A 16,656-nucleotide genomic window follows, 5' to 3' on the forward strand; every position below is an offset into this window, starting at 1 on the left:
AAATTTAGAACATATGATGAAGTATTTTGGGTAGTTTTAGGAAGGAATAAATTGAATCAAATTGTTGATACGCAGTACATCTTAGTACTGCGCTTACAGCTAACAGGTAGTTGCGTTATTTAAATAAAAGCAAATGCATCAGCATGCATATGCGCTAATAAAGCACCACGTTTAACAAAATCATCACGAATAATACCAACCATTTCAAAGCGCCCTGCCAGGTAAATATCATAATCTTCTAAGTTAGCAATATCGTCCATCGCTGCATTATGCACTAACCCCGTTTTACCTTGCCAGATTTCACTTTCACCAACATTTTCAATAACAGGAATAAACTGCGCTTGTGGTAATTTAGCAATTATTGCCGCTGTTTCATCTAATTCGTATGCCGCTGCTAGTTCACGCAATCCCCAGTAAACAATAACCGGGCGTTGTGATTTTTCTTCCGCTAAATATTCAAACATTGATTTAATATAAGAAAAGCCCGTACCACCTGCTAACAATAATAAAGGTCGCTCACTATCAAGACGTAATTCAGCATTACCTAGTGGAATTTCGATACTTACTGGCTCATTAGCAGCTTGCGCAGCTTGAAGGCGTTCGATCACTTGCATTGGGTAGCTATCGGCAATAAATGCCCCTATTTGTAATTCTATCAATTCATTGTTAGGTGAGCTCGCAATAGAAAAAGGACGTTTATCCTCATGACTCATAACAAAATTTAAATACTGGCCCGCAATAAAATTCACTTTTTCGTTCGGTTTTAATAACACTTTAAATACATGTGGCGTTAACGATGTTAACGATACGATTTGACAATCAACAGTCTTCATTTTAAACCTTCTTCCTAATTAATATCTTCTGATAAAATATTGAGTTCTTCCCAGATTTCATCAACTTGCTGTTTAATATTTTCATCCATAACTATGGGTTCACCCCATTCTCTATTAGTTTCGCCTGGCCACTTATTGGTAGCATCTAAGCCCATTTTTGAGCCTAAGCCCGATACTGGCGAAGCAAAATCTAAATAATCAATAGGGGTATTTTCAATTAAGACAGTGTCTCGACTTGGATCCATGCGTGTAGTCATCGCCCAAATCACATCTTCCCAATTTCTAGCATCCACATCATCATCACATACAATAACAAATTTTGTGTACATAAACTGGCGTAAAAACGACCAAACACCCATCATTACACGCTTTGCATGTCCTGCATATTGCTTTTTGATTGTTACAACGGCTAAACGGTATGAACAACCTTCAGGCGGTAAATAGAAGTCTTGAATCTCGGGGAACTGTTTTTGTAAAATAGGCACGAATACTTCATTTAACGCCACACCTAAAATGGCTGGTTCGTCAGGCGGTCTACCTGTGTAGGTACTATGATAAATAGGATCTTTACGCATAGTGATGTGTGTGACGGTAAAAACAGGGAAATCATCTACTTCATTATAGTAACCGGTGTGATCGCCATAAGGCCCTTCAGGTGCCGTTTCATCAGGATCTAAGTACCCCTCTAAAATAATTTCTGCTGTTGCTGGTACCTCTAAGTCATTACTAATCGACTTAGTTACTTCAGTTTTAGCGCCACGCAACAAACCTGCAAAAGCATATTCAGATAGCGTATCTGGTACTGGTGTAACTGCGCCTAAAATAGTGGCAGGATCAGCACCTAAAGCAACAGAAACAGGATATTTCTCGCCAGGATTAGTTTTTTTAAACTCTTGAAAATCTAACGCACCACCACGATGAGATAACCAGCGCATAATCACTTTGTTTTTAGATAAAACTTGTTGCCGGTAAATACCTAAATTTTGTCGTTCTTTATGCGGCCCTTTAGTGACGGTTAATCCCCATGTTATTAATGGTGCAACATCACCTGGCCAACAGCTTTGAATAGGTAATTTGGATAAATCAACCTCATCACCGGTTAAAACCACTTGCTGGCATAGTGCTTTTTTTATGAGCTTGGTTGGCATATTAAGCACCTGTTTATATACAGGTATTTTTCCTAAAGCATCACGAAAACCAGTTGGCGGCTCAGGCTCTTTAAGCATGGCTAGCAGTTTACCAACATCACGCAAGGCGTTTACATCGGTTTGCCCCATAGCTAATGCTACACGCTCTGGGGTGCCAAATAAATTAGTTAATACTGGTACATTGAAAGACTGGCCATGCTCATCAATGGCGTTTTCAAATAATAGTGCGGGCCCTTTAGCACGTAAAGTACGGTCGCTAATTTCAGTCATTGTTAAATGAGTAGAAACAGGCTGAGTAATACGTTTAAGTTGACCAATTTTTTCTAATTGAGCAATAAAATCTCGTAAGTCACTATATTTCATAATTATATAATCGGAAATTTTCAATGGTATTAATAGAATTGAATTAATTATACCTTGCTACAAAGGTAAGGCATAATTTATCGAAGTAACGGATCACTCATAGCTTGACTTTTAATTTTGTCAAATGCAACTTGAATACGCTTTATTATTTCAATATCCGTTTTTTTACTTGCTGCTAAATATAATGTTACTTCAAGATCTTTTAATGGGAAGATGGGCTTAATTTGACTGCAATCTAAATTTTGTTTTTGGCAAGCTTCATAGAAATATAAATCGCTACCTGTTACTAAATCAACGCGATTGGCCAATAACATTCTTACAGATTGTTCACTGTTATTGATAAGATGAATATTGGTTAGATTTTTATTAGCTAAATAATGGTGAAATGCTGAATTTCGCCCTACCGCCAAACTAAAATTATTAATGGTTTCAAAGGAGTCCGTTGCTGTTAATTTTATGCCCTCAAACCCATACAAAGCATAATTCACTTTTTGTATTGGACCTAACCATGAAAATAAATCTTCACGCTCTTTCGTTCTTGCTAATGAATAAATAAGTACATTGGGCTGTAAAAGAGCTGTATTATAAACTCTTGCCCATGGCTGTATTATTATTTCATAATTAATATTTGCTTCTTTTAATACTTTTTCAATTAACGCAGTAGCAGGCCCAACAATTTTACCATCTTCTTCATATTGTAAGGGATAAGCATCTTCCGTATATACTTCAAGAATGGCTTCTTGTGCCGATAACGAAAAAATACAAAAATATAAAACTAATGAAAAATACAACTTCATAGTATCTATCCCAAAGCATTAATAATGCTAAACATAATAAAAAACCAGTCATGATGACTGGTTTTATAATATGGCTTGTACCGTGTTTATTTACGTTTCATAGAATCAAAGAATTCGTTATTGGTTTTACTCATCGCCAACTTATCGATGAGGAATTCAATAGCGCCAACTTCATCCATTTCATGCACTATTTTACGTAAAATCCACATTTTTTGTAGCTCGTCAGGTTTAGTTATTAACTCTTCACGACGTGTACCACTACGATTAATATGAATAGCAGGGAAAACACGTTTCTCTGACACTTTACGCGATAAATGTAATTCCATATTACCCGTGCCTTTGAATTCTTCATAGATAACTTCATCCATTTTAGAACCCGTATCAACAAGCGCTGTAGCGATAATAGTCAAACTACCACCTTCTTCAATATTACGTGCTGCACCAAAGAAGCGTTTTGGACGATGTAATGCGTTAGCATCAACACCACCGGTTAGTATTTTACCTGACGATGGGATTACCGTGTTATAAGCACGTGCTAAACGGGTAATTGAATCAAGTAAAATAACAACGTCTTTTTTATGCTCAACCAAGCGCTTTGCTTTTTCAATAACCATTTCGGCTACTTGTACATGGCGACTTGCTGGCTCATCAAACGTTGAAGCAATAACTTCGCCTTTTACTAGACGTTGCATCTCAGTTACTTCTTCTGGACGTTCATCAATTAATAGAACCATTAACTCAGCATCAGGATGATTATGCGCAATACTTTGGGCAATATTCTGTAATAGTAATGTTTTACCGGCCTTTGGTGGCGCAACAATTAAGCCACGTTGACCTTTACCAATTGGCGAGGCTAAATCTAATATACGAGCCGTTATATCTTCCGTTGAACCATTACCACGTTCCATGGTAAATCGTTCATTTGGATGAATAGGAGTTAAATTTTCAAATAAAATTTTATTACGAGAGTTTTCTGGGCGGTCAAAGTTTACTTCAGTAACCTTTAATAAGGCAAAATAACGTTCGCCTTTTTTAGGTGAGCGAATCTTTCCTTGAATAGTATCACCCGTACGCATACTAAATCGACGGATTTGACTAGGTGATACATAAATATCATCTGGTCCAGCTAAATAAGAAGAGTCTGCGGAGCGTAAAAAACCAAAGCCATCTTGTAGGATCTCTAAAACACCACCACCGAAAATATCGTTGTCGTTTTCAGCATGTTTTTTTAATATAGCAAAAATTATATCTTGCTTGCGTGTTCTAGCCAGGTTTTCCAGCTTCATCGTTTCAGCTAGTTCAACCAAGTCATTAATGGATTTTTCTTTTAATTCGGTAAGGTTCATAGGGGGTTTCTTAAATTATTTTAAGTGTTTATGTCTGGGGCGATTGCCGACAACAGTATATGTTCAATGTATTTTTATAATCTTCTTATCTAATAATAGCACTTATAATGTAGCAAATTTAGATAATAGAATTGGGATAGTGGGGCGTTAATCTTTACTCAGAATCTAAATTTAGCATTAAAAACCATCTAGGTAAAGGCACTAGTTAAAATGTAAGCAAAATATAACGACATAACTATATTTTTCTGCATAAAAAGACAATTTAACATTACTCATTATCATTCTTTTGCTGCTTCATTTCTCTTAAACGCTCACGGTATTTATTTCTAGCAAATTCTTGCATATCAGTTACCGTATCACTTTCATCAATAATTTCTCGTCCAAGCAAGGTCTCAATTGCATCCTCCAAAGTTACCACCCCAGAAGTTTGTCCATATATATCTTCAACCAAGTATAAATGTATATGATTTTTAATAAACATATCCAATAACTGCTGAACAGGTAACTTCTCAGACACCGAACTTAATGGCAGCACAAAATCAATAAGCGGCCTGTCACCATAGCCATTGCGCTCTGCTTGATATAAATCCCCTTTCATCACTTTGCCTTTTATATCATCAATTGTTGTTCCGTAAATAGGAATACGGGTAAATTGAGGGGTTAATTCATGATTTAGCGCCTCAGTTACCGTCACATCTTGATGTAACATATGTACTACTGTACGCGGCGTTGATATCTGCCCGGTACGTAATTCACGTAATGATAAAATATTAGATAAATATTCATTTTCCTGGGCAAACAAACTACCATCTTTATGGCCTAACGAGGCAAGCGCAATAATTTCTTCGCGGGTAATTTCATTTTCTTTATTTTGTTTGAATAAGCGCGTTAAACGCGTTGCAATCCACACCAATGGATAAACAATTCTAACTAACCAAACAATCATATATGCCGAAGGAATTGATAAGCTACGCCAAAAGGTAGCCCCTAAGGTTTTTGGTATAATTTCTGACAAATATAAAATGGCCAATGTCAGTAATAGCGCAATTAAGGTTTCCCAGCGCTCACCAAAAATACTAATAGCTTGGGCTCCAACACCTGCAGCTCCCATGGTATGGGCGAAAGTATTTAAAATTAATATACTAGAAAGTGACTCATCTAAATTACTTTTAGCACGCGCTAATACTGCACCGGCCTCTGGCTTTTCAGTTTGGGTTTGCTCCACAAAACTAGGAGTCACAGACAGTAAAACTGCCTCGAGTACAGAACAGAAAAATGACACACCAATAGCAATGGCGAGATAGATGAAAAGCAGGGTCAAATGTTATTTATTCCTAATGATTCCATTATAAAATAGCATAGCACAACCAAACAAATAATTAAGAAGCCTTAATAGAGTCTTAATATTGTTAATAAGGCCAATTTAATTTCAGCACCCTATTCAACTGAATTAGCTCGCTACACTAGGCAAAAAAATACCGCTTACATACGAGCGGCATTAGATAAATTTAAACGATACTAACTCAGAAACTTAAAGATTTTTATCTAAAAATTCTTTTAATTGAGTTTTTGATAGGGCACCTACTTTAGTATCCGCAATTTCACCATCTTTAAATAATAATAGCGTTGGAATACCTCTTACACCATACTTTGGTGGTGTTCCAGAGTTTTGGTCTATGTTTAGTTTACCTATCGTGACCTTGCCGTCATATTCATTAGCAATATCATCAAGCACTGGGGCTATCATCTTACAAGGGCCACACCATTCAGCCCAGAAATCAACCAATACTAAACCAGGTGCTTTTAAAACATCGGCTTCGAAACTATCATCAGTTAGCTGAATAATTTTCTCGTTCATCTTGTTCTCCGTTAGTTATGGCGCTTACGCCAATCTATTAATTACAATATTAAATGTGTCTATAAAACCTTTATGGGGCTTTATTGTTTAAATATCAAGTTCGTTTTCTTTAATCTTCACTTATCAGCGCTAAAATTAGTCATTAACTAAGTTAGGTGTTAAGCTAGCGCCATGAAAAAAACACACTTAACAGAAACAAAATTCGCTGACTTAAATCTTGCTCCGCAAGTCGTCACTGGATTAGAAGCTATGGGCTTCGAATATTGTACGTCTATTCAGGCGAAATCTTTACCCGTGCTACTTCAAAGTACTGATATTGCTGGTCAAGCGCAAACAGGAGAAGGTAAAACTATCGCCTTCTTAGCTGCAACTTTCCATCATTTATTACAAAAAGAAGCACCAACACATAATCAGCCTAGAGCATTGATTATGGCACCAACACGTGAATTAGCAATTCAAATTCACCGTGACGCCATTGAACTCTCTAAAAGTACAGGGTTACGCCTTGGTATTGTATATGGTGGTGAAGGTTATGAAAGTCAACGTTTGGCACTAGAACAAGGTGTCGATATTTTAATTGGTACCTGTGGCCGATTAATTGATTACATGAAGCAAGGCGTATACAACTTAACAAATATTGAAGTAATCGTTTTAGATGAAGCCGACAGAATGTTCGATTTAGGCTTTATTAAAGATATTCGCTATATGTTCAATAAAATGCCTCCCGCTAAACAACGTCTAAGCATGTTATTTTCGGCGACGTTATCATTTAGAGTCAAAGAGCTTGCTTTTGATCACATGAATGACCCAACAAGTGTTGAGGTTGAACCTGAACAAAAAACTAACGTGCGCATTAGTGAAGAGTTATTTTACCCTTCAAATGAAGATAAAATGTCTCTTTTACAAACGCTGATTGAAGAAGATTGGCCTGAAAAAGCGATTATTTTTGCGAACACTAAACACGTTTGTGAAAAAGTTTATGATCACTTGGTTGCCGATGGTCTTCGCGTTGGTTTATTAACAGGTGATGTTCCACAGAAAAAACGCCTAAAAATATTAGAGCAATTTAGTGAAGGTAGTGTAGATTTCTTAGTAGCAACTGATGTTGCCGCGCGAGGCTTACACATTCCAGAAGTAACACACGTATTTAATTTCGATTTACCTGATGATTGTGAAGATTATGTACATCGTATTGGCCGAACTGGTCGTGCTGGCGCAACTGGCCATGCTATCAGTTTAGCTTGTGAACAATATGTATTTAATTTACCTGATATTGAAAACTATATCGAACATGAACTTCCGGTAACAAAATACGATTCAGATGCATTAATTGATGATTTACCTCAACCAAAACCTCGTCAACGTCGCCCTCGACCAAATTCAGGTCGCCCTGGTGGCAACAGGCAAGGTGGTAATAGTAATTATCGTGGCCGTCGTTAGTCAAATATAGTAAGAACATGGAAACTTCCAACACAATACCACAGTACGATGCCAGCCATTACGCTGTGGTTGACTTAGGCTCTAACAGCTTTCATTTATTAATTATCCGTATGCATAATAACCAACGGATAGAGGTAAACAAGGTTAAACGTAAAGTACGTTTAGCTGCTGGCCTTAATCAACAATTAGCGCTTAACCCAGAAACGATCGCTTCTGGTCTTGATTGCTTAAAATTATTCGCTAAACATCTCTCGACTATACCTGTAAGTAATATCAGCATTGTTGCTACCGCAACCTTGAGAATAGCGACTAATAAGGATAAATTTATAAGTCAAGCCAACAAAATTTTGCCTTTAAATATTAAGTTATTAAGTGGTGTTCAAGAAGCAGAAACTATCTATAAAGGCGCAGCTTACTCTTGTACTAATGAGCTTGAGAAAAAACGATTAGTAATTGATATCGGCGGCGCCAGCACAGAATTAATTATAGGCAAAGACTTTAGCACAAGTAAGGTCGTTAGTTTAAATTTAGGTTGTGTTAGTTTTAGAGAGCAATTTTTTACCAATGGACAGTTAACTGAGCAAAATATTACTGCTGCCATTCATGCTGCCAGTGATATTATCACTCCCATCAGTACTGGGTTTATTCAACTAGGCTGGCAATCTGTTTCCGGTAATTCAGGCACGATACAGGCATTAGCTGAAATATTATCTTATCGTCAACAAGAAATAATCATCACCCCTACTTTCTTACAAGAGATCAAACAAAAACTGATTGAACTTAAATCTATTGATAATATTAGCTTCGACGGTTTACGCGCGGATAGAGCTGCGGTATTAGCGAGCGGATTATGTATATTAATAGCGCTCTTTAATTGTTTACAAATTAAAGAGCTAACATTATCCACTGGTGCCCTGCGAGAAGGTTTATTATTTGAACTATTATCTGATAAAGCCTAATAAATAAGGCTGAGTTTCCCCAAGCTTAAATTAGCTCTCTTCTTTCAACCATCCTGCTACTTGCTTAGCGAAGTAAGTCAAAATTCCATCAGCACCGGCACGTTTAAAGCATAATAAACCTTCCATAATACAAGGCTTTTCTGCCAACCAGCCATTTTGAATTGCAGCCTTCAGCATGGCATATTCCCCGCTGACTTGATAGGCATAAGTTGGGACTTGAAAGGTATCTTTAACACGACGTACTACATCTAAATATGGCATACCTGGCTTCACCATTACCATATCTGCGCCTTCGGCTATATCTTGTGCGACTTCATGCAAAGCTTCATTACTATTAGCAGGATCCATCTGATAAGTGTGCTTATTGCCTCCTTTGATATTACTGGATGAACCAACCGCATCACGAAATGGACCATAATAATTAGATGCATACTTAGCAGAATAAGCGAGAATCTTAGTATTAACAAAGCCATGCTCTTCAAGCGCCATTCTAATAGCACCGACACGTCCATCCATCATATCTGATGGTGCAACAATATCAGCCCCAGCTTCGGCATGAGATAATGCTTGTTTCACTAAAGTATCTTTAGTAACTTCATTTAATACATAACCCTCTGGTCCTGCTTTATTCTCATCACTTTCACTTAAAATACCATCTTGGCCATGTGTAGTGAACGGGTCAAGTGCTACATCAGTAATTACTGCTAACTGAGGAAATTTAGCTTTTAAAGCACGAACAGTACGCTGCGTTAACCCCTCAGGGTTGTATGATTCTTCAGCCATCAAAGATTTGATATCATCTGGCGTAACAGGAAAAATTGCAATCGCAGGAATACCTAAATCTACTAACTCTTGAGCTTCTTCTAATAACAGGTCAATACTCTTACGTTCAACACCTGGCATAGATAGAATAGCTTCTCGTCTATTATCACCTTCTAAAACAAATACAGGGTAGATTAAATCATTTACAGTGACTTGATTCTCTGCCATTAACCGTCGAGTATACTCATCTTTACGCATACGACGCATACGACGAGCTGGATATTGACCAAACATATTACTATTGTTATTCATTACCATTCTCCTAAATTTTTATCTTCTGCAAACACGTTTATTGCGTTGTATATTCTTGCGTTTGGTTTCGACCATGATTTTTTGCCTGATAAAGCGCTTTATCTGCAAAAGAAAATATCTGCTCCGGTGTGATATTTTCTTGTTGAACATAGGTAAAAAGACCATTACTCACCGTTAGTGAAATACTTTTTTCGTCATATATAAAAGGCCGTTCAGCAATATTTTCTCTTAATGTTTCAGCAAGAGCTAAAGCACCCTTAGCATCCGTATCTGGTAGAATTAAGCAAAACTCCTCTCCACCATAGCGAAAAGCCATATCACTACTTCTTTTTAAACTCTTGTTAATATGCTTACTCACCCACGCAAGACACTGATCTCCTGCTAAATGTCCATAAGTATCATTAACACCTTTAAAATGATCTATATCTATTAAAATAATACTTAATGGGGTTAAATTACGCTTACTTCGACGATATTCAGCAAGGATTCTTTGATCATAAAAACGTCGGTTATATAAGCCAGTTAATTCATCAAGTGTATTCTTTTTTTCTAATTCTCGATTAACTTCTTCTAATTCCTGTAAGGCAATATTAAGCTCTAAAGTTCGCTCTTGCACACGGTTTTCTAAATCTTCTTGGGTTTGTGATTGTAAAGTAAGTAGCTCTTCTTGCGCACGTTCCGAATTAAGCTCACTAGTTAATGCTTGCCGTTGCGCTAAGTGTTTATCAACTAATTGATATCGGTACTGATAGCTCAATATAAAAGTAATCATTAAAGCATTAAGCCAGAAGAGCATGCCATAAAATGAACTACGGTAAGAAACAAAGCCCATATCAAACCAGTTTACGGAAACAATAACAATGACTACAAAAATCAACTGAATGAGCATCACAAAGGTAAATAATAAGGCTAAACGAGATGCTGATTTATATAAATAAATACCAAGAATAACTAAAGAAAGCTCTAACAATATATAAATTGCCATACTAATATTAACGTTATCAGCAATAGATAGCTGAATACTCACAGGCATATAAATTAATAATGCCCAACAGACTGCTCGAATACTCCGGTGAATATTGTAAAACTTATTTTTTAAGTGAAAAAATTGTGTACTGAAAGCCAATAAACATATTGCTGATGACGCTGATAATAAAGGAAGTTCAACCCCTACCAACCAAGTAAAAGCAGGAAAAAGATAAGACAAGTTAAAACCCAGCATTGCTGCGAGCATTAGGCTATTACTCAAGAGATAGCCAAATAAAGCAATGATAGCTTTACTACCTGTACTAAAAAATAGCAGCATACATGCAATAGATAAGCAAAGTAAGCCACCTATAACAATCCCTTGCTGAAACTGTAAATCACTATTAGCCGCAATATAAGATTCTGTAGAATATACCTTCAATGAAGAACGGAGTTGAGCAGAGCTTTTAATCGCTAAATAAATTGTCATTTGTGAGTGAGGATCCGCATTCACTTTAACGCTGCGATTATTACTTCGTTGCAACATCATCTTTTTCTTATCAATATTTTTATATTGATCTTGAATAAATAATTCAACCTCGTTTATTCGTACTTGGTTGGCCATATCGAGATAAACTTGCTTTACTTTGTTAGTATTATTTACTAACTCAAAAGCAATCCAGTTTTCCCCTGGCATTATTAGTAAATCACCGTTATTAAGGTGGATTTTTTGCCATTCGCTATTCTCTAATGTAATTACTTCATGCAACTGATGTTGTTCCGATTGCTGAATAAGTCGATATAAATAGTCGACAACAAGATGTTTATCTTGATCAAGGCTATATCGAGGAATCTCAGCTTTTACTTGTACGGATAACATCATCAAAAAGACAGAAATTACCATCAGTAAAATCTTCATAATTTTAAATATTGGATGAGAAAGTATTGGCATAATTGACGTTTATTTCAAAGTTCAACAGCTAAGAAGGTAAATCGAACACTTGTTGTGCATTTATACTTGTTTGACTAACTAATTCTTCAGGGTCAAGCGCTAGAATATGAGCAATTTTATCAATTATAAAAGGTAAGTAACTTGGTTCATTACGATTACTTTTCGGTTTTGGGCGAATCGTTCTTGGAATTAAGTAAGGAGCATCGGTTTCAACAAGCAGTTTATCTAACGGAATTAAATTAATAATTTCCTGTAAAGAGCTACCTCTTCTTTCATCACAAAGCCAGCCCGTTATACCAATATACATACCAGCATCAACACACTTTACCAATTCTTCTTTATTGCCAGTAAAACAATGAGCAACCATAGCGGGTACTTGATCAATAAAAGGACTTAATGCATTGAACCAAGCTTGAAAAGCATCTCTTTGATGCAAAAACAACGGCTTATTAAGCTGCTTAGCTAACTGAATTTGTTCTTTGAATACTACTAACTGTTTTTCAGGAGTAGAAAAATTTCGATTAAAGTCTAAACCACATTCACCTATCGCTTTAACACAGGGTTGCTCTGCCAACTTTGATAAATCATTTAAATAACCTTCATTTACTGCATCAGCATCGTGTGGATGTACACCAACAGTAGTATATAAAGTATTCGGAAATTGCTGTTGATAATGTTGACATAGTGCTACTCCTTTTTTACTCTCATCAACATTAGTTCCTGTAATAATTAACTGATGTACGCCTTTATTCTTAGCACGAACAATGACTTCAGTTAAATCTTTATCGAAACGTTTGTTGGTTAAGTTAACACCAATATCAATCATTATTTAAGTCGCTTAACTCGTATATTTCGATTAAGACCTTCTTTAAATAAATACACAGAGCCAAAGCTACCTTTTTCCAAATTGATACGATCACCCACAGCTAATTTTAAAATAGTTGTGTCTGTTTGTTGCCATCTTTGACCGTTTTCTAAATCAATAACCCACTGACCACGAATCAACTTTTTCAAACCACTGACAGTTGCAGTAATACCTTCAATTTCTTCTTTAGGTTTTTTCAACGTTTCTTTAGCAAAATCATCTATTCTCTTTGCTTCTGCTAGTTCTGTGTTTTCAACTGCCGCTACTACTTCTTTAACTTCTTTAACTTCTGGTACGGAAGTAGTGCTTAAGGGGGCTAAATTTTTCTCTGATAGCTTATCAAAGCATGCTAATCGCTCTTGATCATTAGAGACGTGCATACAGTGTGATAACCCCTCAACTAAAATACTATTATTATTAGCCAATACACCTGTTGATATTATGGTACATAATAAACCAAATAGTGCTGTAATATTTACTTTCATGAATCATCCTTATCGAGATCTTCATCTTCTTTGTGATACAACGAAGCTATAATAATACCAACTTCAAATAACAGTAGCATAGGTATAGCCAACATCGACTGAGAAATAATATCTGGTGGTGTTAATAACATACCTATAACAAATGCACCTACAACAACATAGGGGCGCTTTTTTCGTAAACTATTAGGAGAGGTAACACCTGTCCAACACATTAGTATAATAGCAACAGGTATTTCAAATGCCGCACCAAACGCAAAAAATAGCTTCAAGACAAAGTCTAAGTAACTACTAATATCAGTTGCAATAACAACACCGTCTGGAGCAACTGACGTAAAAAAAGCGAATATCACCGGAAAAACAGCAAAATACGCAAAAGCTATACCGCTATAAAAAAGCAATGTAGAGCCAAGCATCAACGGGGCTATTAATCTCTTTTCATTTCGATAAAGCCCAGGGGCTATAAAAGACCACATTTGATAGAGAATATATGGCATAGCAAGAAATATAGATAAAACAATTGTTAACTTAAATGGTGCTAAAAAAGGTGATGCAACATCAGTGGCAATCATCTGTGATCCAGATGGCATAGTTTGAAGTAATGGTTGAGCTAAATATTGGTATATATCTTGAGCAAAATATACCAAACAACAAAATACGACGATAACCCCTAAAACAGCATGAAGTAATCGAGTTCTTAATTCGAGTAAATGATCGAAAATTGTGACACTCTTTTCTGATTCTAATGGTGTTGATTGTTCTTGATCAGTAGCTGTATTCATTATTCTTTTTTATCTGTATCAATAGGAGAAGTATTATTTTCTTTATGAGGTGACAATTCATTATTAATAGATAAATTCCCCTCATTGTCTTCTGCTAAAGTAGATTGAGTAGAAGTTGGATTTAAAGGCGATGAAGCTATATTTTTTTCATCTATACTCTTCGTATCCATGTTTTTAAATGGTTCTCTAACCATTTCTGCTGCTTCTTGCAGCGACTTAACAGATTCAGCAATTTCAGGGGACAAATTTTTCATGCCGCCCTGTTCTGCTTTCTTTAAGTTCGCATGTAATTCATGAATTCTTAATTCTTCAGTGAGCTCTGATTTCACACTATCGCTAAAATTACGAACCCCCGCTATCCAACCTTTCACGGTTCGAATAGCCACAGGTAAACGTTCCGGACCAAGTACAATAAGTCCGATAATACCAATAAGCATTAATTCCCAAAAGCCAATATCGAACATGCGTTACGCCTGACTGTTTTCTTTTTTACTATCTTTTTGGCCAGCTTCACTTTTAGCTGCAGTATTGTCAGCTAAAGAATCTGCCTCTTTGTCCGATTTAGCCGTTGAATCCTTTTCATCTGTTACTGCATTTTTAAATCCTTTTATAGCAGAGCCTAAATCTCCACCCAAATTACGTAATTTTTTAGTACCAAATAATAAAACAACGATCACAGCAATAATTAATAATTGCCAAATACTAATGCCACCCATAAGAAACTCCTATAATCTATTTAACAGCAGTATACACCGAAACTCATTAACTAAACGAGTAAAAGACTATAAAGATTTAATAAAATATTCAAGAAAATACGATCAAAGTTAAATGCAGTCGTTTTTCAGATAAGATAGGAATTTATGCGCAGTTTTTATCTTGACTTTTAAGAGAGGTAATTTGGATCTTTTCAGGTTTATTAATATGATATCCTTGCCCAAAGTCGCAACCTGCAGCATGAAGTTTTAACATTACCGATTCAGTCTCTATACCTTCCGCCACTAATCGATAACCATATTTTTCACCTAAGTCATGTAAAGCCTTAACCAAAGGTAAATTTCTATTACTATTTGTTAAAGTGCTGATAAAGCCTCTATCTAATTTAATGAATTCAAAAGGATAGTTATGTAAAAAACTAAACGAAGACACACCTGAGGCATAATCATCTAGTGCTAGCTTAACACCAATATTTTTTAATTTACCTAAACCCTTCAAGGCTAGCTCTTCATGGTGAATAAATGCTTTTTCATTAAATTCTAAAATCAATCTCTGTGGATCAAACGACTGATTCTTAATTAGAGTTATCAGCTTATGCAATTGGTTAGTTTGAGTTAAATGTCGACCAGATAAATTGATTGCGATAAACGCATGTTGGTACTCAAGATCACCCTGTAATAAACTCAGTTGTCTTGCCACTTCTTCAACAACCCAAGTTTCAATTGCTAATATAATGCCCGTTTCTTCGGCTAAGTATAAAAATTCACTTGGTGTTTGTAGACCTTTTTTAGGATGGTTCCAACGTAATAAGCCTTCAAAACCTATCACTTGACCAGTATTTAAATCTGATATTTTTTGATAATGAAGCTCAAATTGTTGCTCAACAATGGCTACACGCAACTCTTGCTCTAACGTCATAGTAGCAATAAGTTTTTCACGCATACTTTCATCATAAAAAACATAGCGACCTCGCCCTAAGCTTTTAGCTTGGTACATTGCCGCATCAGCATCACGTAAAACTTCTACCGCACTGTCATAATGTCTATTGCATAAAGCAATACCTATACTTGCACTAGAATACACAGTATTACTATCAATAATATAAGGCTGTTCAATACTGTTTATAATTCTAGTGGAAACCTCTTCTGCATCATCTGCTGTTAAGGAATCTAGTAAAATAACAAACTCGTCTCCACCGAGACGTGCCAAAACATCATTTTCGCGCACACATACACTAAGACGTTTAGCTATTTCAACAAGGAATATATCACCCGCATGATGACCCAGGGTATCATTGATAATTTTGAATCTATCTAAATCAATAAATAATACAGCATATTGTTGATCGGGATGTCGTTTCAAATGACGAAGTGCATAACTAAGTCGGTCAGAAAACATCGCACGATTAGGCAATTTAGTTAATACATCATGATGGGCATCAAAGTATAGTTGCTGATCAGCCTTATTCTTTTCAGAGAGTTTTTCATGTAAGCTTAAATTTTCACTAATTAATGCTTGTGTTTTTTCTGCTACAAGATTATCCAGTTCTAGGTGATAGTGCTGTTTTAAAGCAATATTTTCTTCTTGAGCTTTTTTAAGGCTTTCGTTTGCTAAGTTTAAAGCTTCTAATAAATAGTGAACATCAGAGCTATCTAGCTCAGTAGGTTCTTTATTTTTAATCCTCGTAGGCATCAATGTTCCTATGCGTGATATACATTAAACTTAGTTAAAATTTCAGCACACTTTTCAGTATGATTTTTGAACGGTTAGTGTATCAAATTATCGCCACTAGGCTAGTAATAAATTACCTTTTGATATAAAGATTTTATGACAAGGAAGTTTTAATATCGCCATAAAGTACTTAAAATAATTCAAACACGCAATATTAGTGTAAAGATGAGGTAACATAGTATTCAAATTTAGATCGCTCTACGAATTTACTGGGCGATAGATACAAAAATACCAGCAGTTAGCTGGTATTTAGTTCTTATACAAATAAGATGGTGGAGGGAGGTGGATTCGAACCACCGAAGGCGGAGCCGTCAGATTTACAGTCTGATCCCTTTGGCCACTCGGG

16 protein-coding genes are annotated in these 16,656 nt (G+C 36.0%); 2 read left to right on the forward strand and 14 right to left on the reverse strand.

Going from position 1 to position 16,656, the window contains the following annotated elements; genetic code table 11:
* Positions 1–119: 119 nt before the first annotated feature.
* From fre to trxA, 6 genes are all read right to left on the reverse strand, one after another.
* Positions 120–833 carry an NAD(P)H-flavin reductase gene (gene fre / locus Q4496_RS07720; RefSeq protein ID WP_215973055.1) on the reverse strand — a complete coding sequence of 238 codons (714 nt, stop codon included), beginning with the start codon at positions 831–833 and terminating at the stop codon, positions 120–122.
* Between the two features lie 14 nt (positions 834–847).
* Positions 848–2,344, reverse strand: a complete 1,497-nt coding sequence (gene ubiD / locus Q4496_RS07725; protein WP_215973056.1) for a 4-hydroxy-3-polyprenylbenzoate decarboxylase — start codon at positions 2,342–2,344, stop codon at positions 848–850.
* Between the two features lie 77 nt (positions 2,345–2,421).
* Positions 2,422–3,141, reverse strand: a complete 720-nt coding sequence (locus tag Q4496_RS07730; protein ID WP_215973057.1) for an ABC transporter substrate-binding protein — start codon at positions 3,139–3,141, stop codon at positions 2,422–2,424.
* 86 nt (positions 3,142–3,227) lie between these two features.
* A complete protein-coding gene (gene rho, locus Q4496_RS07735; protein ID WP_159816824.1) occupies positions 3,228–4,487 on the reverse strand; it encodes a transcription termination factor Rho in 1,260 nt (419 codons plus the stop codon).
* A 268-nt stretch (positions 4,488–4,755) separates the two neighbouring features.
* On the reverse strand, positions 4,756–5,808 hold the full coding sequence (locus tag Q4496_RS07740) for a CNNM domain-containing protein (protein WP_303602008.1): 1,053 nt from the start codon (positions 5,806–5,808) through the stop codon (positions 4,756–4,758).
* Between the two features lie 210 nt (positions 5,809–6,018).
* Positions 6,019–6,345, reverse strand: a complete 327-nt coding sequence (trxA, locus tag Q4496_RS07745) for a thioredoxin TrxA (protein ID WP_215973059.1) — start codon at positions 6,343–6,345, stop codon at positions 6,019–6,021.
* 171 nt (positions 6,346–6,516) lie between these two features.
* Between trxA and rhlB the strand changes: the two genes are divergently transcribed.
* Positions 6,517–7,785 carry an ATP-dependent RNA helicase RhlB gene (gene rhlB, locus Q4496_RS07750; RefSeq protein ID WP_215973060.1) on the forward strand — a complete coding sequence of 423 codons (1,269 nt, stop codon included), beginning with the start codon at positions 6,517–6,519 and terminating at the stop codon, positions 7,783–7,785.
* Between the two features lie 17 nt (positions 7,786–7,802).
* The gene (locus tag Q4496_RS07755) at positions 7,803–8,744 is read left to right on the forward strand and encodes a phosphatase (RefSeq protein ID WP_303495377.1); all 942 of its coding nucleotides are present in this window, start codon (positions 7,803–7,805) and stop codon (positions 8,742–8,744) included.
* A gap of 30 nt (positions 8,745–8,774) precedes the next feature.
* Here the strand turns inward: Q4496_RS07755 and hemB are convergent, their stop codons facing one another.
* The 8 genes from hemB to Q4496_RS07795 form a co-directional block, all read right to left on the reverse strand.
* Positions 8,775–9,818: a porphobilinogen synthase gene (hemB, locus tag Q4496_RS07760; protein ID WP_303602010.1), complete on the reverse strand. Its 1,044-nt coding sequence runs from the start codon at positions 9,816–9,818 to the stop codon at positions 8,775–8,777.
* A 37-nt stretch (positions 9,819–9,855) separates the two neighbouring features.
* Entirely contained in the window at positions 9,856–11,688 is a 1,833-nt protein-coding gene (locus Q4496_RS07765) for a diguanylate cyclase (protein WP_215973653.1), read from the reverse strand.
* Between the two features lie 76 nt (positions 11,689–11,764).
* Positions 11,765–12,562 (reverse strand): TatD family hydrolase, encoded by a 798-nt coding sequence (locus tag Q4496_RS07770; RefSeq protein WP_215973654.1) that lies wholly within the window; start codon positions 12,560–12,562, stop codon positions 11,765–11,767.
* Entirely contained in the window at positions 12,562–13,086 is a 525-nt protein-coding gene (locus Q4496_RS07775; protein WP_215973655.1) for a hypothetical protein, read from the reverse strand. Before Q4496_RS07775 ends, Q4496_RS07770 begins: the two co-directional genes overlap by 1 nt.
* Positions 13,083–13,865, reverse strand: a complete 783-nt coding sequence (gene tatC, locus Q4496_RS07780; RefSeq protein WP_215973656.1) for a twin-arginine translocase subunit TatC — start codon at positions 13,863–13,865, stop codon at positions 13,083–13,085. The genes Q4496_RS07775 and tatC overlap by 4 nt, the downstream gene beginning before the upstream one ends.
* Complete coding sequence (tatB, locus tag Q4496_RS07785; RefSeq protein ID WP_215973657.1) at positions 13,865–14,329, reverse strand: Sec-independent protein translocase protein TatB; 465 nt, start codon at positions 14,327–14,329, stop codon at positions 13,865–13,867. The genes tatC and tatB overlap by 1 nt, the downstream gene beginning before the upstream one ends.
* A 3-nt stretch (positions 14,330–14,332) precedes the next feature.
* Positions 14,333–14,581, reverse strand: a complete 249-nt coding sequence (gene tatA, locus Q4496_RS07790; protein WP_215973658.1) for a Sec-independent protein translocase subunit TatA — start codon at positions 14,579–14,581, stop codon at positions 14,333–14,335.
* A gap of 142 nt (positions 14,582–14,723) precedes the next feature.
* Positions 14,724–16,271, reverse strand: a complete 1,548-nt coding sequence (locus tag Q4496_RS07795; protein ID WP_303602012.1) for a bifunctional diguanylate cyclase/phosphodiesterase — start codon at positions 16,269–16,271, stop codon at positions 14,724–14,726.
* Between the last annotated feature and the right edge of the window lie 385 nt (positions 16,272–16,656).

This window comes from Colwellia sp. 5_MG-2023 (genome assembly GCF_030547795.1).
Classification (GTDB): domain Bacteria; phylum Pseudomonadota; class Gammaproteobacteria; order Enterobacterales; family Alteromonadaceae; genus Colwellia.

Coding starts and splice junctions, on each gene's coding strand:
- fre (WP_215973055.1), bottom strand. CDS start 833: ATGAAGACTGTTGATTGTCAAATCGTATCGTTAACATCGTTAACGCCA.
- Q4496_RS07795 (WP_303602012.1), bottom strand. CDS start 16,271: ATGCCTACGAGGATTAAAAATAAAGAACCTACTGAGCTAGATAGCTCT.
- ubiD (WP_215973056.1), bottom strand. CDS start 2,344: ATGAAATATAGTGACTTACGAGATTTTATTGCTCAATTAGAAAAAATT.
- tatA (WP_215973658.1), bottom strand. CDS start 14,581: ATGGGTGGCATTAGTATTTGGCAATTATTAATTATTGCTGTGATCGTT.
- Q4496_RS07775 (WP_215973655.1), bottom strand. CDS start 13,086: ATGAAAGTAAATATTACAGCACTATTTGGTTTATTATGTACCATAATA.
- tatB (WP_215973657.1), bottom strand. CDS start 14,329: ATGTTCGATATTGGCTTTTGGGAATTAATGCTTATTGGTATTATCGGA.
- Q4496_RS07770 (WP_215973654.1), bottom strand. CDS start 12,562: ATGATTGATATTGGTGTTAACTTAACCAACAAACGTTTCGATAAAGAT.
- hemB (WP_303602010.1), bottom strand. CDS start 9,818: ATGAATAACAATAGTAATATGTTTGGTCAATATCCAGCTCGTCGTATG.
- trxA (WP_215973059.1), bottom strand. CDS start 6,345: ATGAACGAGAAAATTATTCAGCTAACTGATGATAGTTTCGAAGCCGAT.
- Q4496_RS07730 (WP_215973057.1), bottom strand. CDS start 3,141: ATGAAGTTGTATTTTTCATTAGTTTTATATTTTTGTATTTTTTCGTTA.
- tatC (WP_215973656.1), bottom strand. CDS start 13,865: ATGAATACAGCTACTGATCAAGAACAATCAACACCATTAGAATCAGAA.
- Q4496_RS07755 (WP_303495377.1), top strand. CDS start 7,803: ATGGAAACTTCCAACACAATACCACAGTACGATGCCAGCCATTACGCT.
- rho (WP_159816824.1), bottom strand. CDS start 4,487: ATGAACCTTACCGAATTAAAAGAAAAATCCATTAATGACTTGGTTGAA.
- Q4496_RS07765 (WP_215973653.1), bottom strand. CDS start 11,688: ATGGTAATTTCTGTCTTTTTGATGATGTTATCCGTACAAGTAAAAGCT.
- rhlB (WP_215973060.1), top strand. CDS start 6,517: ATGAAAAAAACACACTTAACAGAAACAAAATTCGCTGACTTAAATCTT.